Source organism: Pseudomonas sp. B14-6, assembly GCF_013260315.1.
Lineage (GTDB): Bacteria > Pseudomonadota > Gammaproteobacteria > Pseudomonadales > Pseudomonadaceae > Aquipseudomonas > Aquipseudomonas mandelii.
Genome location: NZ_CP053929.1, coordinates 6472052 through 6493007 on the forward strand (window position 1 = coordinate 6472052; position 20956 = coordinate 6493007).

19 protein-coding genes are annotated in these 20956 nt (G+C 52.7%); 16 read left to right on the forward strand and 3 right to left on the reverse strand.

Translation table 11 applies throughout. From position 1 onward, the window contains the following. Positions 1 to 18 precede the first annotated feature (18 nt). From HP062_RS29560 to fabF, 14 genes are all read left to right on the forward strand, one after another. Positions 19 to 1449 carry a hypothetical protein gene (locus HP062_RS29560; RefSeq protein ID WP_084315790.1) on the forward strand — a complete coding sequence of 477 codons (1431 nt, stop codon included), beginning with the start codon at positions 19 to 21 and terminating at the stop codon, positions 1447 to 1449. Between the two features lie 440 nt (positions 1450 to 1889). Continuing rightward, a complete protein-coding gene (locus tag HP062_RS29565; RefSeq protein ID WP_172792442.1) occupies positions 1890 to 2840 on the forward strand; it encodes a glycosyltransferase in 951 nt (316 codons plus the stop codon). A gap of 2 nt (positions 2841 to 2842) precedes the next feature. Further along, positions 2843 to 3877 (forward strand): polysaccharide biosynthesis protein, encoded by a 1035-nt coding sequence (locus HP062_RS29570; RefSeq protein ID WP_172792625.1) that lies wholly within the window; start codon positions 2843 to 2845, stop codon positions 3875 to 3877. A 4-nt stretch (positions 3878 to 3881) separates the two neighbouring features. Next, positions 3882 to 5000: an NAD-dependent epimerase/dehydratase family protein gene (locus tag HP062_RS29575; RefSeq protein WP_083374725.1), complete on the forward strand. Its 1119-nt coding sequence runs from the start codon at positions 3882 to 3884 to the stop codon at positions 4998 to 5000. A 611-nt stretch (positions 5001 to 5611) separates the two neighbouring features. Next, positions 5612 to 6742, forward strand: coding sequence for a non-hydrolyzing UDP-N-acetylglucosamine 2-epimerase (gene wecB / locus HP062_RS29580; RefSeq protein WP_083374724.1), 1131 nt, complete (start codon positions 5612 to 5614; stop codon positions 6740 to 6742). A 5-nt stretch (positions 6743 to 6747) separates the two neighbouring features. Then, positions 6748 to 7968 carry a glycosyltransferase family 4 protein gene (locus HP062_RS29585; protein WP_083374723.1) on the forward strand — a complete coding sequence of 407 codons (1221 nt, stop codon included), beginning with the start codon at positions 6748 to 6750 and terminating at the stop codon, positions 7966 to 7968. A 50-nt stretch (positions 7969 to 8018) separates the two neighbouring features. After that, positions 8019 to 8615, forward strand: coding sequence for a sugar transferase (locus HP062_RS29590; protein ID WP_083374722.1), 597 nt, complete (start codon positions 8019 to 8021; stop codon positions 8613 to 8615). Continuing rightward, a complete protein-coding gene (locus tag HP062_RS29595; protein ID WP_083374721.1) occupies positions 8612 to 9238 on the forward strand; it encodes an acetyltransferase in 627 nt (208 codons plus the stop codon). The genes HP062_RS29590 and HP062_RS29595 overlap by 4 nt, the downstream gene beginning before the upstream one ends. Positions 9239 to 9323: 85 nt before the next feature. Beyond that, positions 9324 to 10502, forward strand: coding sequence for a DegT/DnrJ/EryC1/StrS aminotransferase family protein (locus HP062_RS29600; RefSeq protein WP_083374720.1), 1179 nt, complete (start codon positions 9324 to 9326; stop codon positions 10500 to 10502). 204 nt (positions 10503 to 10706) lie between these two features. Next, positions 10707 to 11723: a glycosyltransferase family 4 protein gene (locus HP062_RS29605; protein ID WP_083374719.1), complete on the forward strand. Its 1017-nt coding sequence runs from the start codon at positions 10707 to 10709 to the stop codon at positions 11721 to 11723. 108 nt (positions 11724 to 11831) lie between these two features. Next, a complete protein-coding gene (locus tag HP062_RS29610; protein WP_083377234.1) occupies positions 11832 to 13826 on the forward strand; it encodes a nucleoside-diphosphate sugar epimerase/dehydratase in 1995 nt (664 codons plus the stop codon). Between the two features lie 112 nt (positions 13827 to 13938). After that, complete coding sequence (locus HP062_RS29615) at positions 13939 to 14274, forward strand: helix-hairpin-helix domain-containing protein (RefSeq protein WP_172792443.1); 336 nt, start codon at positions 13939 to 13941, stop codon at positions 14272 to 14274. A gap of 195 nt (positions 14275 to 14469) precedes the next feature. After that, positions 14470 to 15264 (forward strand): SDR family oxidoreductase, encoded by a 795-nt coding sequence (locus HP062_RS29620; RefSeq protein WP_083374717.1) that lies wholly within the window; start codon positions 14470 to 14472, stop codon positions 15262 to 15264. Positions 15265 to 15296: 32 nt separating this feature from the next. Further along, entirely contained in the window at positions 15297 to 16571 is a 1275-nt protein-coding gene (fabF, locus tag HP062_RS29625; RefSeq protein ID WP_010461652.1) for a beta-ketoacyl-ACP synthase II, read from the forward strand. Here fabF and HP062_RS29630 read toward each other — a convergent pair. Further along, the gene (locus HP062_RS29630; RefSeq protein WP_172792444.1) at positions 16568 to 17125 is read right to left on the reverse strand and encodes a TetR/AcrR family transcriptional regulator; all 558 of its coding nucleotides are present in this window, start codon (positions 17123 to 17125) and stop codon (positions 16568 to 16570) included. The genes fabF and HP062_RS29630 overlap by 4 nt on opposite strands. Before the next feature lie 176 nt (positions 17126 to 17301). Between HP062_RS29630 and HP062_RS29635 the strand changes: the two genes are divergently transcribed. Beyond that, complete coding sequence (locus HP062_RS29635; RefSeq protein ID WP_172792445.1) at positions 17302 to 17955, forward strand: GntR family transcriptional regulator; 654 nt, start codon at positions 17302 to 17304, stop codon at positions 17953 to 17955. Between the two features lie 15 nt (positions 17956 to 17970). Beyond that, a complete protein-coding gene (locus tag HP062_RS29640; RefSeq protein ID WP_077747932.1) occupies positions 17971 to 18822 on the forward strand; it encodes a DUF1989 domain-containing protein in 852 nt (283 codons plus the stop codon). A 92-nt stretch (positions 18823 to 18914) separates the two neighbouring features. On the opposite strand, the gene HP062_RS29645 is transcribed toward HP062_RS29640, so the two are convergent. Then, entirely contained in the window at positions 18915 to 19082 is a 168-nt protein-coding gene (locus HP062_RS29645) for a DUF2897 family protein (protein ID WP_010461642.1), read from the reverse strand. A 125-nt stretch (positions 19083 to 19207) separates the two neighbouring features. Then, a complete protein-coding gene (gene eat / locus HP062_RS29650; protein ID WP_010461641.1) occupies positions 19208 to 20572 on the reverse strand; it encodes an ethanolamine permease in 1365 nt (454 codons plus the stop codon). Between the last annotated feature and the right edge of the window lie 384 nt (positions 20573 to 20956).

A 20956-nucleotide genomic window follows, 5' to 3' on the forward strand; every position in this document is an offset into this window, starting at 1 on the left:
AGAGTTTAACGAAAACAAATGAATATGAACGTTTTTCTTCGAAAGCTTCTTCTTTATGTGCCGGTCAAAATGATACCTGCTGTTTCAGGTATTTTTTTAGTTTTCTTTTTATATAAATCGTTTCCTGAGGGGCAGTATGTAAGTTATTCAGTAAGCTTGTTCTGTTCATTGGTGGCTGCGCAATTGTGCGCTGGTTGGGTTGGTAATTCTTTTATTTATTATTACTCAGGTGTTGAAGATAAAAAGTTGTTTGTTTCAAATTGCATATGTGTGATTTTATTAATTGCACCCATGGCCTCGATATTGGCGGGTGTAATTTCTATTTGTTTGATATCTGAGCGCGATTTGTTTCTGTTTGTTTGGATGCTATGTTTTAGCCAGATCCTGTTTTTTTTCCTTTCATCCATGTGTCAGGCTGGCTTCTTGGTGAAGCAGCAACTCATCGCTGTGCTTCTGCAGGCTGTTATGCAGATTGGCTTGGTAATGGTTTTTTTTAGATTTTCAGAAGTCGATTTCAGATATGCGTTAGTTGCGTCAGTAGCAGGTTATGCCATCGCAGCATTTTTTATGCTGTTCTCTGTGTCGCGTATATTTGGTCTTTGTAATCCGTTTTCGAGTATTGAGTTGTTCAAAGTCGATCTGAAGCTTATTTACCAATATGGTGCTGCCCTGTCGCCATGGATTCTAGGTATGTTAGTGATGGCGGGGGCTGATCGACTTGCTATCGGTTATTATGAGATTGAGCATGGTGATTCGTACTTGTCTTTAAAGGATCTATTTGTAGGTGGTGCCGGGCTCTTAAGTATGCCACTGCTGATGATGGTCCATCCATTTGTTATTAAAAAGTTTAGGGAAGGCGTATTTGCTATCAGGATAATAGAAAGCTCCTCCAGTTTTCTAATTGTCGCGTTTTCATTGCTTTGGTGTGCGTTGTATTTTGTCGGGTTTGATTTTTTTGAGAGGATGACGGGAAAGAAAATAGGGGCATCCACTATCGTCATTTTCTATGCTTTCGCGGGTGTTTTTTTAAACAGCGCGGCCGTGTATTTTCAGAAGCGTCTCGAAGTACATAGAAAAATGAAGTTGCTAGCGTATCTTTCACTCATGTCCGCGCTTATGTCCGTCTGTTTTGCTTGGCTCGGCGGTATGTTCTGGGGGCTGTACGGTGTGTCCTTGGGGGTTTTATTGGCCCAATCCATTTATTTCATTTGTGTCGTTGCCAGTATGTATAAACGTCTCAATGTATATAGGGGTTTCCTGCAGCCCTTTATGGTGTCGTCATTAGCTTTCTTAGCGGGTTATGTTTTTTATTTGGGCTTGCAAAGTGAATGGGTCGATTTTTTTTGGTGGGAAAAGTCGCTTTTTTGGTTAGTAGGATTTTCGGTGGTATCGCTTCTATCCCTTTGGAAAGGAGTGAGGTGGATTGAGTTTATGAAGGCTACACTATGACCGAAGTGGCAGGTTTTTATAAAGTCTGAAATACGCATTCAACGGTTGAGATAGGCAGATCTGGGTGGCGTAGTATTACAAAGGTGAAAGACGGTCTTGTGCCTTCTCAGTGCTGGGGAGGGATAGGATGGGTTTCTCTGAGATATGTCATTAGGTTTAATTCGTCGAGCGGATTTTGAGAAGGCGGAAATGGGAAAAAAAATTGTCTTGGTGGGGTTCTACGTAGGTGATGAATACTTCGAACAGTATTCCAAGGGAGACCCATTTCCTCAGGTTGCGGCATATAAACTTGAAGGTAGATTTCTTGAGGCTCTGCGCTTTGATGGGGGGTTGTTAATAACGTCGCCAGTATTGCAGTATCGACATACCCGCGTAATAGCAAGGTGTATTTTCCAGGGGCGTCGGAACTAGGGGCGGGCGGCAGGTGCAAAGTCATTCCCTTGCTTAATTTGCCATTATTAAAAATTGTTAGTCGACTACTAGGTACGCTTTTTAATTTGCTGCGTCTGCGAAAATCCGGGGTGGATGCGATTTGCGTTTATGCGGCTCATACACCGAACTTGGTGGCTGCTTATGTAGTGCGCAAGCTATATGGTATTCCTTTTTTTGTTTATATTCCCGATCTTCCTGTGTATATGGATATGGGGATGGGTCGGTCCTTTCTTATGAGGGTTTTGAAGAAGTTAGACTCTAAGATTATCGATAATCTCATTTTTCGCTCGTCTGGTGTTTTTGTAGCAAGTAAGTATATGGCTGCGGACAGTGCTAAATGGTCGAAAAAACCGTTTTTGGTTCTTGAGGGGATCGCTAATTCTACGATTACTGCGCCCGAGGAAATATCTGTAGTTGAGCAGAAGAATATCATTTTTTATGCCGGAGGATTGAGCAGGGCATACGGGATCGTCGAATTGGTTGAAGGTTTCATTAAGGCCGGTGTTGACTATGAGCTCTGGTTGTGTGGTCGTGGAGAGTTAGAGTCATATCTTTCGGAGGTGTCAGGTCGCTATCCGTCAGTGAAATATCTGGGTTTTTTGAGTGCTCAAGAAGTTGAAAAAATACAATCCAGCGCTTCCTGTTTGATTCTAAGTCGAAATCCACAGGAGCGATACACGCGCTATTCTTTTCCTTCTAAACTGCTTGAGTACATGGTCAGTGGAATACCTGTTCTTACCACTCGACTAGGCGGAATACCCGACGAGTATTTTGAGTTTTTGAATGTTATCGAAGACTCCTCTGCAGACGGCATTTGCGCCGCTTTGACGGAATTTTGTGCAGCTGATCGACAATTTTTGTTCAGGAAGGCCGCGTGTGGTAAGATTTGGATTTCAAAGAATAAGACTAGCTTTGCCGTCGGACGAAAAATTTTAGATTTTATGGAGATACATAATTGACTATTTTTAGCGGTAAGAAACTATTGATCACTGGCGGCACTGGCTCTTTTGGTAATGCGGTGCTTAAGCGTTTTCTGGATACTGATATCGCTGAAATTCGTATTTTCAGTCGGGATGAGAAAAAACAGGATGACATGCGTAAGCATTACGCAAGCTCAAAGCTTAAATTTTATATTGGCGATGTTCGCGATTACCAAAGCGTTATAAATGCTACTCGTGGCGTGGATTATATCTTTCACGCCGCCGCACTCAAACAAGTACCATCGTGCGAATTTCACCCGATGGAAGCTGTGAAAACCAACGTAATGGGTACTGAGAATGTACTCGAAGCCTCCATCTTGAACGGAGTCAAGCGTGTAGTTTGTCTCAGTACCGACAAAGCAGTGTATCCAATCAATGCCATGGGTATTTCCAAGGCAATGATGGAAAAGGTGATGGTGGCAAAATCTCGCGGTGCCGATGACGATAAAACGGTCATTTGCGGTACCCGCTACGGCAACGTAATGGCGTCTCGTGGTTCGGTCATTCCACTGTTTATCCAGCAGATTCGGGAAGGCAAGGCACTCACCCTCACCGATCCCAATATGACGCGTTTCATGATGACGCTCGCGGATGCTGTAGACCTCGTGTTGTATGCGTTTGAGCATGGCAATAACGGCGATTTGTTTGTGCAGAAAGCACCTGCAGCCACGGTGGAAGTTCTTGCTCAAGCATTGACGCAAATGCTCAACTTGCCTGATCATCCGATTCAAGTGATAGGTACCCGTCACGGTGAGAAACTATACGAAGCGTTGTTGAGCCGCGAGGAAATGGCTTGTGCAGAAGATCGTGGCGATTACTTCCGAGTGCCACCTGATTTGCGCGACTTGAACTATGCAAAATTTGTAGAGCAGGGCGAAGAGAAAATTTCTCGCACTGAAGATTACAATTCGCATAACACAGTAAGGTTGGATGTCGAAGGTATGAAGCAGCTGTTACTTAAGCTTAATTTCATGCGTGCTATTCAGCGTGGCGAACATGCGACGCCTGAGGAGTGACAGAGTGAAAGTTCTGATCACCGGTTCCAATGGTTTTGTCGGCAAGAATCTTATCGCGCACCTTAGTGAGCGCAGTGACGTTGAAGTCTTGCGCTTTACTCGTGACGATAACGTTGCCCAACTGCCCGCCTTGATGACCGAAGTGGATTTTGTATTTCACCTGGCGGGAGTAAATCGCCCGCAGGATCCCCAGGAGTTCAAGACTGGCAACGCAGATCTGACCCGTGCACTGTGCGATGCCGTAGCAGCATGTGGTCGGTCTGTACCTGTACTGTACACATCTTCCAGTCAAGCGGAGTTAGACAACCTTTACGGCATCAGTAAACGATCTGCCGAAGAAGCGTTGATCGAACTGGCTGATAATCACGGTGCTGCAGTATATATATTCAGACTGCCGAATGTTTTTGGTAAGTGGGCGCGTCCGAACTATAACTCTGCTGTGGCTACGTTTTGCCATAATACGGTCCGCGGTCTTCCCGTTCAGATCAACGACCCTCAGGCGAACATCAATCTCGTCTATATAGATGACGTCGTCAGATGCTTTATTGACGCGATGGATGGAAGGTTGTCGGCTGAGCGTTTCGCCATTGTTGAACCTCAATACACAATTAGTGTTGGAGCGTTGGCGAGTCAGCTAGAGGCATTCCGTGATAGCCGCAATACGTTGATAACCGAGCCGGTCGGTACGGGGCTGGTGCGAGCGCTTTATTCTACGTATGTCAGTTATCTGACGCCGGATCGTTTCACTTACGAGGTTCCCAAGTACGGGGATCCTCGAGGTGTATTCGTTGAAATGTTAAAAACAGCCGACAGCGGTCAGTTTTCTTATTTTACTGCTCATCCTGGAGTCACGCGTGGTGGTCATTACCATCACTCAAAAACTGAAAAGTTTCTAGTGATTAGAGGTAAGGCGTGTTTTCGGTTTCGACATATAGTTTCCGGGGAATTCTACGAGTTGTTTACAACAGGTGAGAAGCCGGAAATTGTAGAAACCGTTCCAGGTTGGACACACGATATCACCAATGCAGGAGATGATGAAATGATCGTCATGCTTTGGGCGAACGAGATTTTCGATCGCGAACTCCCGGACACGTACGCACGTCCAGTGGCAGCGCCTTTATAACAAAATAGGTTCTCTCTGCTCCGTAGGCGGAGCAGAGATCCAATTTTTTGGTAAAACGGAAATGAGCTTGGGTTCAGGCCAGGCTTGCATCGTTCTTTGTTTTAAAGGCCGGCTATTTTGGCGCGATCTTCCCCCCGTAAATCACCCCTTATGGTTAACGCCGCATCCCGCGGTTCATCATCCTGCGCTTATGGCTGTGCGTCCCAGCTGACTCCTTGGCATCTGGCGTTCGTTCAGTCTTCTAGTGTTTTCGATACTGGTCGAAGCTTTGGGCAGCTTCGAGGCTTGTTTTTCGAGCAGCTGCCGATTGGCTTTTTGATTCGAAGTGCTTGCGTCTTCCCAGAACCGGCCCCGTGCCATCGATCCGGAAGCCGGGTGGAGGGTCAGGAGAAGCTTGCAGTAGCTAAACTGAGAGTAAAAAATCGATTCAATGTGTCATTATGTCCCACGAAATTTCTCGCTTGCTTTAGCAGTGATGCGTGGGCATTCCCCACTGCGACACGTCCGACAGCAGCAGGGTAATGATGGAGTTTTCGCTTCGGTTTCATGATCTAGGAGGCGAAAACTACTGATTATTTGTCTATCACTTTTTTGAAATGTGACGCTTAAAAATGAAAAAACTAAAAGTCGTAACTGTAGTGGGAACCCGCCCGGAGATCATTCGCTTGTCGCGCGTAATGGCGGCTCTGGATCAGTACTGTGATCATGTGCTTGTTCATACTGGTCAGAATTACGATTACGAACTTAACGAGATTTTCTTTCAAGACTTGGGCATCCGCAAGCCGGATCACTTCCTGAATGCCGCAGGCGCTACGGGCGCCGAAACTATCGGGAATGTGATTATTAGTGTGGACCGCGTGTTGGCAGAGATCGAGCCAGAGGCTCTGCTGGTCTTGGGTGATACAAACAGTTGCATGGCGGTAATTCCTGCCAAACGTCGAAAAATCCCTACTTTCCATATGGAAGCCGGCAATCGCTGTTTCGATATGCGCGTACCTGAGGAAATTAATCGCCGCATTGTTGATCATACGGCGGATATCAATCTAACTTACAGCACGATCGCACGTGATTATTTGCTGCGTGAAGGGTTGTCACCGGACATGGTCATCAAGACTGGCAGTCCTATGTTTGAAGTGCTCAATTATTACCGAGAAGGTATTGAGGCGTCGGATGTTCTATCTCGTCTGGGTCTCGAGAAAGGTAAGTTCTTCGTGGTCAGCGCGCATCGTGAAGAGAATATCGATTCTGATAAAAACTTCGCAAAATTGGTTGAAGCGCTAAATACCGTTGCTGAGCATTATGGGTACCCGGTTATTGTCTCCACGCATCCCCGCACCCAAAAGCGGGTCGACGCCATGGGTGTGAAGTTTCACGAGAACGTCCGCTTGCTCAAACCCTTGGGCTTCAAAGATTACAACAAGTTGCAACTGGACTCCAAGGCAGTTCTTTCTGATAGCGGCACGATCAACGAAGAGTCTTCCATTCTTAACTTTCCGGCGTTGAATATTCGCGAAGCGCATGAACGTCCAGAGGGTATGGAAGAAGCTGCTGTAATGATGGTCGGGCTGGAAGCCGAGCGCGTAATGCAAGGTTTGCAAGTGCTGGAAGGGCAAAGTCGCGATGATGAGCGTAGCTTGCGTCTTGTCGCGGACTACAGTATGCCTAACGTGGCAGAGAAAGTCGTTCGGATCATCCACAGCTATCGGGATTATGTTATGCGGACCGTCTGGAGAAGGTACTAATACGAATGGCTATTCGTGTTTTACTATTTACTCAATGGTTTGACCCTGAGCCGACGTTCAAAGGATTGGTTTTTGCACGAGAGTTGGTCGCACAAGGCTTTGATGTTGAAGTGGTTACAGGGTTTCCGAATTATCCCGGCGGTAAATTGTATCCCGGATATAAAATGAAGGCCTTGCAACGCGAAGTCATCGACGGCGTCCAGATAACGCGCGTGCCACTCTACCCAAGTCACGGGCAGAGTGGTGTCGGGCGACTGCTTAACTATATAAGCTTCGCGGCCAGTATATCGTTGTATGGTCTTTTTCGTGCGAAGAAGCCGGATGTTGTATACGCCTACCATCCTCCGTTGACGGTGGGTATCGCAGCTGCACTTGTTCGTTTTTTTCGGCGTGTTCCCGTGGTTTATGATATCCAAGATATGTGGCCTGATACACTCAAGGCCACGGGTATGTTTTCCAACGAAAAACTCCTGAAGATTGTCTCTTGCGTCTGTAATTGGGTATACAGAAACGTAGACCAGATAGTGGTGTTATCTCCAGGTTTCAAGCGTCTCTTGATCGAGCGTGGGGTGCCGTCGCAAAAAATTGACGTGATTTATAACTGGTGTTCGGAGGATATGGTCCGCGCTACGCCAGACAAATTACCGACCAACTTTCCGGTGACCTCGAAGTTTCGAATTCTGTTTGCCGGCAATATGGGTAAAGCACAGTCCCTCGATACAGTGATTGACGCGGCGCAGTTACTGCAGGAGCAAGCAAGTCAAGTAGCGTTTATCTTTCTTGGCGGAGGCGTTGAAACTTCCAGGTTGGAGGCGCTTGCGAAAGGCAGAAATCTAGACAACGTGTTTTTCTTGCCCGCTGTTCCCATGCCGGATGTCGGCGCTTATCTGGCCGCTGCTGATGCACTGCTTGTTCATCTGAAGAAAGACCCTTTGTTTACCATCACTATCCCTTCAAAAACCCAGGCTTATATGGCAGCCGGGAAGCCGATTTTGATGGCTGTGGACGGTGATGCTGCAGATTTGGTACGTGACGCCGGTTGTGGGGTCGTCAGCGAGTCAGACAACCCGCAAGCGCTTGTGGATGCGGTACTGGCGTTGATGGAAGTATCGGCGGAGGGGCGCAGCTGTATGGCTGAAAATGGGGCAGCGTTCTATCAAAAAGAGCTGTCTTTGCGAGTCGGTGTCGAGCGTTTCGGTGAGCACTTCAAGCGCATGTCGAAATGATTTATGACGCTCCTTTTCTCCAACGATAATGTGTTTTTCAAGGACCTCCGATGTCAAAACGCTTCTTCGATATTGTGGCCTCGGTCGCCGGGTTGATTGTCTTGTCTCCCGTGATCGCGATAGTCGCATACTTGATTCGCAAACGATTGGGATCTCCAATCTTGTTTCGACAAGTCAGACCGGGTCTCGGTGGTGAACCCTTTGAAATGGTCAAATTCCGCACGATGCGGGACGCTTTGGACGCTGACGGTGATCCCTTGCCCGATTCTGAGCGAATGACGGATTTTGGCAGATTTCTTCGTTCCAGCAGCCTGGATGAACTTCCTGAGTTGTGGAACGTGATCAAGGGGGATATGAGCTTGGTAGGCCCTCGTCCCCTATTGATGGAGTATCTACCCCTGTACGATGAGGTCCAGGTTCGCCGACATGACGCACGTCCGGGCGTCACCGGGTGGGCCCAGATAAATGGTCGCAATGCACTGTCCTGGGAAGAGAAATTCAAACTTGACGTCTGGTATGTAGACAATCAGTCGTTGTGGCTTGATCTCAAAATCATCTTCCTCACCATCAAAAAAGTACTCGTCAGGGATGGGATTAGTGCTGAAGGTGAAGTCACAATGACCAAGTTCACCGGGTCAAAAAAATGAAGAAACTGGCAATTCTTGGTGCGAGTGGTCATGGCAAGGTTGTCGCTGACACAGCTGAATGTTGTGGGTGGCAGGTCATTGAGTTCTTTGATGATGCGTGGCCTCAAGTTTCATCCATCGGCGTTTGGTCAGTGGTTGGGAATACCAGCGAGTTGCTCAATCGCATAACGGAGTTCGATGGTGTCCTGGTCGCTATCGGCAACAACGGTGTCCGGCGCAGCAAAATTGATGAGTTAAAGGCTTTGGGCGCAAAGCTTCCAGTGCTGGCGCATCCTTCTTCGATCATAAGTCGATACGCTAAGATTGGGCCTGGAACCGTTGTGTTTGCATCTGCAGTAGTCAATGCCTATGCGTCGGTGGGAGAAGGGGCGATTTTGAACACAGGATGTAGCGTTGATCACGATTGTATTCTCGGCGCATGCGTACATATCAGTCCTGGCGCCAGGTTGGCAGGCGCCGTTAGCGTAGGTGACGGGAGCTGGATAGGCATCGGTGCCTGTGTCAGACAGGTGCTCCAAATAGGCTCAAATGTGATGGTCGGTGCCGGTGCGGCTGTTGTCTGCAATATCTCTGATAACATGACAGTAGCCGGGGTTCCCGCTCGAGCGATTGTCAGATCCTGAGTGCTTAACCATCGGATACATGTGACTGATTGGCCGTTTGAATTTTCGACGGTACTTTTTTAATTATGGATGGCAGGTAAAAATCGTGTTGAATACCCCATTTTCTCCTTGGCCTTCGTTCACTGAGGAAGAGGCCAACGCTGTTCGCGATGTAGTGCTTTCCAATAAGGTCAACTATTGGACCGGGCAAGAATGCCGCGAATTTGAGAAGGAGTTTGCCGCTTGGGCCGGCACGGAATATGCCATCGCCTTGGCGAACGGCACCGTTGCCCTTGATCTCGCTTTAAATGCTCTGGGAATCGGACATGGGGATGAAGTCATCGTCACTCCCCGGACCTTCCTCGCCTCAGTTTCCAGTATCGTCAATGCCGGTGCCATACCGGTCTTTGCCGAGGTCGACCGCGATACCCAGAACATTACCGCGCAGACAATCCAGGCTGTACTGACGCCCCGTACCCGGGGCGTAATCTGTGTGCATCTGGCAGGGTGGCCATGTGATATGGATGCCATCATGGAGCTTGCCGCACTTCATGATCTTAAGGTAATTGAAGACTGCGCCCAGGCACATGGTGCGAAGTACAAGGGGCGTCCTGTAGGCTCCATTGGTCATATCGGCGCCTGGTCTTTTTGTCAGGACAAGATCATGACGACCGGAGGCGAGGGCGGAATGGTCACGACGAACGACCGAAGCCTCTGGTTAAAAATGTGGTCGTTCAAGGATCATGGCAAGAGCTGGGAAGCTATCTACGAACGCGAGCATCAGCCGGGCTTCCGTTGGTTGCACGAAAGCTTTGGCACTAACTGGAGGATGCTGGAAGTGCAAGGAGTCATTGGCCGCATTCAGCTTCGTCGAATGGCCGAATGGCATGCCAGCCGTATAAATAATGCCGAACGTATCTGGTCGAATGCTCGTGAGCTTAAAGGTTTGCGCGTGCCAGCGATTCCCGAAACCTACACTCACGCTGCTTATAAATGCTATGTATTCTTAGAGCCACATCAGTTAAAGGCAGACTGGAACCGTGACCGAATTCTGTCAGAGATTTCAGCGCTTGGTGTGCCATGTTTTTCTGGTTCTTGCTCTGAGGTGTACCTTGAGAAAGCGTTTGATGATACTGGCTGGCGCCCAGAAGTCCGGTTACCCGTTGCCAAGGAACTCGGAGAGAACAGCCTGATGTTCCTTGTGCATCCGACATTGACTGAATCTGAAATCAATAAGACCTGTAAAGCCATTTGCAGTGTTATGCAGCAAGCCTGTAAGCCCTAGGCTCGCGTGGGTTTACAACATCTGAGGGGAATCCCGGGTCAGCTTCTTGCGGGCTCGGGCGTCGATGAACCGTTCGATCTACCAGCCCCTGATTCTGATTTCTGCGCGTAATCCATGTCTATCTGGTCAATCACGTCGGATAGCAAGTGCGAGAGGTCTGAAGGAGCAGGCGTTATACTTCGCACTTTTTTGGGTACCTCTTTGATGGCTCTTTGGTTGTCGTTGCCGGTAATAGCTAGCGTTTCTCTGGCGCTAACGGGAGCCTTGCGTCGTTTTGCTCTGGCTCGCAGCCTTATGGATATTCCAAACGGTCGCAGTTCGCATTCCATACCTACGCCAAGGGCTGGTGGTATAGCCATCGCTTTCAGTTTCCTTGCAGCACTACCGGTTCTCGGCCTTGTTGGAGTCATCGACTGGAATTATATTTTTGCCTTGCTGGGGGCTGGGGCTGGCATTGCGCTTCTCGGCTGGTTGGATGACCACAGTCATGTGCCAGTTCGGTGGCGCTTGCTTGGCCATTTTGCTGGAGCCGTCTGGGCCTTGTTCTGGCTCGATGGCCTACCCTCGCTTGATTTCTTTGGCCACTCGTTGGATCTAGGCTGGCTGGGACATGTATTGGCTACGATCTACCTGGTGTGGATGCTGAATTTGTACAACTTCATGGATGGCATTGATGGTATCGCAGGTGTCGAGGCGGTTACCGTCTGCCTTTGCGCCTGCTTGCTTTACTGGTTGAGCGGGTTCCAGAATCAGATGTGGGTCCCGGCAATGCTAGCCATGGCAGTGGCCGGTTTCCTGTTCTGGAATTTCCCTCCAGCACGCATTTTCATGGGGGACTCGGGTAGCGGATTTCTCGGCATGGTGCTGGGTGTGATTTCAATACAGGCGGCGTGGATTTCACCGCAGCTACTTTGGTCATGGTTGATTTTGTTAGGCGTTTTCATCGTGGACGCGACTTTCACGCTGCTACGTCGGCTGATAGGGGGAGAGAAAGTCTACGAAGCTCATCGCAGTCATGCGTATCAATTTGCATCCCGCCGATACCAAAAACATCTACCCGTCACTCTTGCTGTTGGGGCAATTAATATTGCGTGGCTGTTGCCCGTGGCGCTATTTGTTGCTTGTTCAGGGTTGAACGGAGCATTTGGTTTGCTCATCGCATACATCCCTCTTGTAATTCTGGCGGTAAAATTTCATGCGGGCGAAATGGAAGAAAAATAGACAATCAGCAGTTGATTCATGGAATTTTTAAAGTAACGAGTGCGTCAGAGAGACGTACACTCGTCACACACGATCAATGGGGAGCGGTTCGAGGTGTACGACGGAGTTATGGACAAGTTACGCACATTGTTGCTGGGGCTGCCACGTCGCCAGAAGCGACTGATTCAGGTTTCGGCTGACGTCGTTTTAGTATGGGCGGCGTTATGGTTGGCATTTTTGGTACGCCTCGGCATAGATGATATGGTCAATCCACTTATCGTCCATTCGTGGCTGTTTCTGAGTGCTCCAGTCGTCGCTATCCCTTTGTTTATCCGTTTCGGCATGTATCGTGCCGTGATGCGTTACTTCGGGAATGATGCGCTGATCGCAATCATCAAGGCAGTCAGCTTATCTTCTCTGATCCTCGGCGTAATCGTTTACTGGTACAGCAACCATCAGAACATTGTCCCTCGCTCCATCATCTTCAACTACTGGTGGTTGAGCCTGATTATGGTCGGTGGTTTGCGCCTGGCCATGCGTCAATATTTCCTGGGTGATTGGTTTGCTGCGGCGCAGCATGTGCCTTTCACCAATCGGGATGATGGACTGCCCCGGGTTGCTATTTTTGGTGCTGGAGCCGCGGGGAACCAGTTGGTAGCGGCGCTGCGAATGGGGCGAATCATGCGCCCGGTGGCCTTTATTGACGATGACAAAAGTATCGCCGCTCGCGTCATTTCCGGATTGCAAGTTTATAAGCCCAAGCACATCCAGCAAATGATCGATGAAACCGGCGCGCAGGAAATTCTATTAGCCATTCCTTCCGCCTCCCGTGGTCGCCGCCGGGAGATTCTCGGTTTCCTTGAAGGTTTCCCTCTCCACGTTCGAAGCGTTCCCGGTTTCATGGACCTGGCCAGTGGTCGGGTAAAAGTCGACGATATCCAGGAAGTAGACATCGCTGACCTTTTGGGTCGTGATGCTGTTCCGGCCCAGGATGACTTGCTTGAGCATTGCATCAAGGGTCAGTCGGTACTGGTGACGGGGGCTGGAGGGTCAATCGGTTCCGAACTATGTCGCCAGATTCTGGCTTTGCGTCCCACCACGCTTTTGCTGTTTGAGCACAGTGAATTCAATCTTTACAGCATCTTGTCCGAGCTTGAGCAGCGGATATCGCGAGAGTCTTTATCTGTTCGTCTTTTGCCGATTTTGGGTTCTGTACGCAATCAGGACAAGTTGCTGGATGTCATGAAAACCTGGCACGTGGACACTGTTTATCACGCCGCCGCTTATAAGCATGTTCCGATGGTTGAGCACAACATCGCAGAAGGTGTTCTCAACAATGTGATCGGTACGCTCAATACCGCTCAGGCAGCGTTGCAGGCAGGCGTAGCAAACTTTGTGTTGATCTCGACAGACAAAGCGGTGCGTCCGACAAATGTTATGGGCAGCACTAAACGCCTTGCCGAACTAACGCTGCAGGCCCTCAGTCGAGAACTTGCGCCGGTGTTGTTTGGCGATACGACCAATGTCTCGCGAGTGAACAAAACCCGCTTCACAATGGTTCGATTCGGCAATGTTCTGGGGTCCTCCGGTTCAGTCATCCCGCTGTTTCACAGCCAGATCAAATCCGGCGGCCCGTTGACGGTCACCCACCCGAAAATCACCCGTTATTTCATGACAATCCCGGAAGCGGCCCAACTGGTGATCCAGGCCGGCTCTATGGGGCAGGGAGGTGATGTTTTCGTTCTGGACATGGGGGAACCGGTAAAAATTGTCGAGCTGGCAGAGAAAATGATTCATTTGTCAGGCCTGAGTGTCCGATCGGACAAGAATATCCACGGTGATATTTCCATCGCATTCACTGGGCTGCGCCCTGGCGAAAAGCTTTATGAGGAGCTGCTGATTGGCGATAACGTAGCGGCGACTCAACACCCGATGATCATGTGTGCCAACGAGGACCATTTGCCTTGGGATGTGCTCAAGGTACGTCTGACGGAATTGCTGAATGCTGTTGATCAGGACGACTACGGACGCGTCCGCCAACTCCTGCGCGAAACCGTCAGCGGCTACACCCCCGACGGCGAAATCGTCGACTGGATCTATCAACAACGCCGCCTCGAACCCTGATTGTTTCACATCCTGCAACAGACACACTTTTGACAGCCCCACCACATCGCCTAAGTTTGGAAGGCAGCTTCGGGAAAGCTGCTTTCTCAATCGATGTCATGGAGCTTCATTTATGCGTACAGGCTATTTCTACTCTCTGGTTTTCGCCCTACTGACCAGCGCCTCTATTGCTGCCATCGCCGCGCCTGCGGCAAAGTCTGAGGCTAGTAACGCACCTATTGCGCTGGAAGTCGCGCCTAAGGCGCTGTCTGGCAAAGTCGACCTCAATGGAGCTGATGCACCGACGCTGCAGCGTGAGCTATCCGGTATTGGGGAGGCCAAAGCCAAGGCGATTGTTGCTTATCGTGACAGTAATGGGCCATTTTCGTCCGTGGACGAATTGCTGGAAGTGAAGGGGATAGGCAAGGCGATTCTGGATAAGAACCGCGAGAAGCTGGAAGTGAACTAAGCTTTAGATAAACGCCCAAGAGGCCGGTCATTGACCGGCCTTTTTGCATTTTGGCGTTAAGGACGGCGGCTTGCCTTCTATCGGCATGTAAAAAATTACGACTATCATATTGTCTTTGGATTATGCCTATAATAATTCCTGAGTCTGCCAAAGCAGACGCTCATCTTCCAATCGCATCCTCCCAGGAGCACGCTCATGAATTCTGTCCAGACCCAAGGAACCGCCCTCGTCACCGGAGCCTCCTCCGGAATCGGCGCCATCTACGCTGAGCGGTTGGCGGCGCGTGGTTTTGATCTGTTGCTGGTCGCTCGCGACGAGGAACGCTTGCAGGCAGCGGCGAGCAAGTTGCGCGCCGAGCATGGTGTCCAGGTCGAAGTGCTCAAGGCAGACCTCACACAAAAAGATGACGTTCTGAAGCTCGAACAGCGTCTACGCAGCGATTCGAGTATCAGCCTGCTGCTGAACAATGCCGGTGTCGCAACGGATGGTCTGTTGGCCAATTCCGACATGGACCAGATGGAAAAGCTGATCCAGCTCAACGTCACCACCGTCACGCGCCTGGCATCGGCAGCGGCCGCCGCTTTCGCAAAGGCTGGCCGTGGCACGATCATCAATATCGCCTCGGTAGTGGCGTTGTTTCCTGAGCGATTCAACGCGACTTACAGCGCGAGCAAGGCTTATGTGTTAAGTCTGACGCAGTCGTTGAACGCGGAACTGGACGGTACCGGGGTCAAGGTCCAGGCCGTGTTGCCAGGCGTAACACGCACCGAAATCTGGGAGCGCTCCGGTATCGACGCTACTCAGATTCCCGCAGACATGGTGATGGAAGCCGGGGAGATGGTCGATGCGGCATTGTCCGGTCTGGACCAGGGTGAGTTGATCACCATTCCATCGTTGCCGAACGCCTCCGAGTGGGATGACTTTGTAAAAGCTCGTCTGGTGATGGCCCCGAATCTTTCCAAAAGTACGGCCGCCACGCGTTACAAGTGAGGCGTCTTCAATCGGCTTGAGGTAATTGCAGTATGAGTAATCGTCGAGTGGTTGTAACGGGCATGGGCCTGGTGTCCCCGCTGGGTAGCGATGTCGAGGTGGTATGGGGGCGCCTGTTGGCTGGACGCTCCGGGTTGCGTCAGTTGCCTGACGAAGTGGTTGCCGATCTGCCGGCCAAGGTCGGCGGCGCGGTGCTCTCCATGACGGAAGATCCCGAGGCGGGTTTCGACCCGGACCGGGCGACGCCGCCCAAAGAGCAGAAAAAAATGGACCGCTTCATTATGTTTGCCATGGAGGCCGCGCGCCAGGCGGTGGAGCAGTCCGGATGGCAAGCGCAAGACGCTAATGCTCAGGAGCGCACCGCGACGATTATCGGCTCGGGCGTGGGTGGTTTCGGCGCAATTGCCGATGCGGTCCGTACAACCGACAGCCGCGGCCCGCGACGTTTGTCGCCATTTACCATTCCTTCCTTTCTGGTCAACCTCGCGGCCGGTCATGTGTCGATACAGCATGGTTTCAAAGGCCCGCTGGGTGCTCCGGTGACAGCGTGCGCGGCCGGGGTCCAGGCGATTGGTGACGCCGCGCGGCTGATTCGTTGTGGTGAGGCGGATATCGCCGTGTGCGGGGGCGCGGAAGCCGCGATCGATCGGGTCAGCCTCGCCGGCTTCGCGGCTGCGCGTGCCTTGTCCAGTGGCTATAACGATACCCCGGAGCGTGCCTCTCGGCCGTTCGACAGTGGTCGTGATGGTTTCGTGATGGGGGAAGGTGCTGGCCTTCTGGTGATCGAATCGCTTGAACATGCCCTTGCCCGTGGCGCTCAACCCTTGGCCGAACTGGTCGGATACGGCACCAGTGCCGATGCCTATCACCTGACTGCCGGCCCCGAAGATGGCAGCGGTGCGCGTCGGGCGATGTCGCTGGCCCTGGCCCAGGCGGGCATTTCTGCCGCACAGGTGCAGCATCTCAACGCTCACGCCACCTCGACCCCGGTTGGGGACCTTGGAGAATTGGCGGCCATCAAGTCATTGTTCGGTTCGGACAACAAGATCGCGGTGACATCGACCAAGTCCGCCACCGGGCATTTGCTGGGGGCGGCGGGCGGGATTGAGGCGATCTTCACGCTGTTGGCGATCCGCGATCAAGTCGTGCCGCCCACCCTCAATTTCGAAAACCCGGACCCGGCGGCGCAGGGCGTGGACATCGTCCACGGTCAGGCGCGGCCGATGGCGATCGAATATGCACTGTCCAATGGCTTCGGGTTTGGCGGGGTCAATGCCAGCGTGCTCTTCAAACGCTGGCAGGATTAATCCCAGGGCTGTTTGAGAAATTCGCGTGTCACGTCGAGAATCCGCTTGGCCATCTCCTGATTCTCGACACTGCGCGACAACAACAACGCCCCGACCAGGGCCGACATAATGAAGATGCTGCGGTCGGCGGCATCTTCGCCTTCAAGCGTGCCTTGCACTTGTTGCAGCCTCGAATTGAGCACCACGTCAGAGGTCGGACTGGGTTGTCCGCGCAAGCCAAGCTCCGAGGACATGGTCGGCAGCGGGCAACCCTGATCGGGTGACGTCTGGTGCCATTCAGACAGATAGGTGTCGATGAATGCTTCCAGCGGGTGCTCCTGCGCGAACAGCTCGGCGCAGATGGCGTCGCACTGTTCGCCGGCGGCCTGCAGGGCCTTTTCCACCAGTTCGTCCTTGGACTTGAAATGCGAGTAGAACCCGCCGTGGGTCAGCCCCAACGCTTTCATCAGGGGTTGCAGGCCGGTCGCGCCAATACCGTCGCGGCGAAATCGCGCCGATGCTTCCTTGATGATGCGTTGATGGGTCTGGGCTTTATGGTCCTGCGAGTAACGCATCTGAAATCTCCGCAACAATGCGCCATCTTAACCAATGAAAATGGGATGGTGACTGTACTTCTACTTCTAAAAAGCATGCAGATGCGACCAACTTCGTCCTGCCGCATCGATTCAGCTGGCACGAATAGTGATTACTTGTCAGCTGACGATTGTTGAACAATCACGAGGCGATGAGCATGAACAGTGGACTGTCCCTGGCCGATCACATCACATTGGAGTTGCGCGCCGATATCATAGGCGGTCGCCTACTGCCTGGCATGGCGCTGGTGGAAAACGAATTGGTGTCTGCCTACAACGCCTCCCGTAACACCATTCGTGAAGCGTTGCACCGCCTGGGGCAGGATGGACTGACTCGTTACGTGCGCAACAAGGGCGTGATGGTGCGCAAGCTGGGTCAGGATGATGTTCGGGATTTGTTCAAGGTCCGGCGTACCCTGGAACTGCAAGCCATCAGCGTGAGCCCGCCATTGCGCGATGATCAATCGGGCCGGATGCTCGAGGCGCTGGAGGCCACCGAGCTGGCCCGGGAACGCGAGGACTGGCGCGCCGTCGGCACCCACAGCCTGGCGTTTCATCAACACATCGTCGGGTTGCTGCGCAGCCCATTGTTCGATGAGTTTTTCACCAACGTTGTTGCGCAACTGCGCCTGGCGTTCTGCGCCGCGCCCGATGAATCACGTTTTCAGGCGCCCTGGCTGGCTCGCGACCGGCAGATCCATGACTTTCTCGCTGAGGGCGACAAGCGCGCCGCCGCAGACGCCATGAGCGCTTACCTCGATGACTCTGAACACCTTCTGTTGCGAATGCTTGCCCCAACCCCCCATCACTGATCGAGGATGTGTGTCATGTACAAAGACTATCCGGCGGCCTATCAAGTCAGCAAAGGCTCGGCCTTGCAGGTGGACAAAGCCTTCTACGAACGGATTCGCGACACCAGGGAAGGCCGCACGCTGATCGAGCAGTTTGAAGTGCCGATCCGCACCGGTCGCGCCTGGAACGTGCCGGCCGGGCACGTGTTTCGTGTGACCACGCCGGTCGGCCCGCAAGTCGGCGACTTCAATGTCTGGAACGCCAACGACCCGCGCGAGCGTTTGTGGGCGGCGCGGACCCGGCAACTGCAGGGCGCCCATGTCAGCACCCATGACCGGCTCTGGTCGAACCTGCCTTTTTTACGGCCGCTGGTGACCATCACCGACGACAGCCTGGCCGATTACGGCATCGATGAACATGGGGGGCGTTTGCACGATTTGCTGGGTACGCGCTGCGATCCCTATGTGAACAAAATGCTCACCGGCGAGGACTTCCATCATCACTGCCACTCCAACCTGACGCGCGCCGTGTTGCCCCATGGCCTGACCGAGTTCGACGTGCATGACGTGCTGAACATTTTCCAGTGTACGGGCCTGAACCACGACGACATGTACTTCATGAAGGCCTGTCCGGCGCAGAAGGGCGATTACCTGGAGTTCTTTGCCGAGATCGATCTGCTGTGTGCGCTGTCGACCTGTCCGGGAGGGGACCTGTCACTGGCCATGTGGGGGCCGGATGCGCAGGATCCGCTCAGCGTCTGTCGCCCGCTGGGCGTGGAGATTTATCGGTTGGAGGATTCATTGCTCGAGGGCTGGAGCCAGCCTGAACGTGCTGCGTATAAAGGGCTGCATGGCTTGCACATCGCCAAGGCCGACTGGGAAAAATAATCGGACGTAGGAGCGAGGCTTGCCCGCGAAGGCGTCCCTGAGATCGCCTTCGTGGGCAAGCCTCGCTCCTACAGAAGCTGTTCAGCAGTTTTTTAGCGGTCCTGCGCATCCTTGGCGTCCGCTTCCGCGTTGCGTTCCGCGACACGTTTACGTTGCTCTTCGGTCAGTTCGACCTTGTTGGCAGTGTCACGCAGCATCATCAAACCACCAACGATCGAGCCGATTGCAACGACCAGAATCAACCAGGCATACCAGGGCATAGGGCTCTCCTTGAGGGCAGGCCGATTGGCGGGTTTCGCCAATCGATCGTGCATACCACTTTGAGCGATTTCATATCGCGGTGGTTCCATTCTATGCCTGATCTGTCGGTAACACCTGAGACCATTCAGAGTCCGGTCAACATCGCGTCGGCCGGTGCATCCGCGCGCAATTGCGCGGTGAGCATGAAGTACACGAAGCCCACCGCCATGAAGCCGAGGAAGATCAAGCCGATCAACGTGTTGAACCAGGCCATCGCCACCAGGCACACCACCGCCAGGATCAACGCAATCATCGGCACCAGCGGGTAGCACGGCGCGCGGAAGGTGCGCTCCAGGTTCGGTTCGGTTTTACGCAACTTGAACAGGCTGAGCATGCTCATGATGTACATCACGATTGCGCCGAACACCGCCATGGTGATCATCGCCGCGGTCAGCGTCATGCCACCGAGATTGATCAAACCATCGCTGTAGATCGCCGCGATACCGATTACGCCGCCGGCAATGATCGCCCGATGGGGGGTCTGGAAGCGCGACAGTTTGGCCAGCGACGCCGGCAGGTAACCGGCGCGGGCGAGGGCGAAGAACTGCCGCGAGTAGCCGAGGATGATCCCGTGGAAACTTGCCACCAGGCCGAACAGGCCGATCCACACCAGCATGTGCAACCAGCCCGAGCTTTCGCCGACCACGGTTTTCATGGCTTGTGGCAGCGGGTCGTTGATGTTCGACAGGGTGCGCCAGTCGCCGACGCCGCCGGCAAAGAACATCACGCCCATGGCCAGCAATACCAGGGTCAGGATGCCGCTGATGTAGGCCTTGGGAATCGTGCGTTTCGGATCCTTGGCTTCTTCGGCGGCCATTGCTGCGCCTTCAATGGCGAGGAAGAACCAGATGGCGAAAGGAATCGCCGCGAACATCCCGGCAATCGCCGGCGCCCCGAACACATCGGAACCGGCCCAGCCATTGAGCGCAAAGTTGCTGAAACTGAACGCCGGAGCGACCACGCCCATGAACACCAGCAGTTCCGCCACGGCCAATACACAGACAATCAACTCGAAGGTGGCGGCCAGTTTCACGCCGAGAATGTTCAGGCCCATGAACACGATGTAGGCGCCGACCGCTGCGTGCTTCGGGTCGAGGGCCGGGAATTGCACATTCAGGTAAGCGCCGATAGCCAAGGCAATTGCCGGCGGGGCGAAGACGAACTCGATCAGCGTCGCCAACCCGGCGATCAATCCGCCTTTCTCGCCAAAGGCGCGGCGGCTGTAGGCAAAGGGGCCGCCAGCATGGGGAATCGCCGTGGTCAGTTCGGTGAAGCTGAAGATGAAGCAGGTGTACATCGTGGCGACCATGAACGAGGTCACCAGGAACCCGAGTGTTCCGGCCACGCCCCAGCCGTAACTCCAGCCGAAATACTCACCGGAAATCACCAGTCCGACCGCAATACCCCACAGGTGCAACGTGCCCAGCGTGGGTTTGAGTTGTGTGTTCATGCGTTTGCTCCCTGAACGGTTTGAAAAGCGTCGGGGGGAGGCGTTTGCAGTGGGCGTGCCAGTGTTGTGATAGCAGTCGTAAAGCGTAAAAAGGTGTCGTATCGGGGATGTACGGTGCTGGATGCATGCATTTTGGTGCGCTAGTTGGGGGCGTTGTCGTGTGTTCTGCCGTCTTCGCGGGCAAGCCTCGCTCCTACAAGGGCGAGCGCTCCACGGACCTGTAGGAGCGAGGCTTGCCCGCGAAGGGGCCCGCTCGGACACCGCCGTAACGAAGGCATAAACCCACTCTTTACGCATTCTTTATGCCCCGCCACACCCCTCGGTCTCGTTCCTTTACAGCCTCCCTGCCGACAATGGCTCCACACGCGGCAATACGCCGTAACA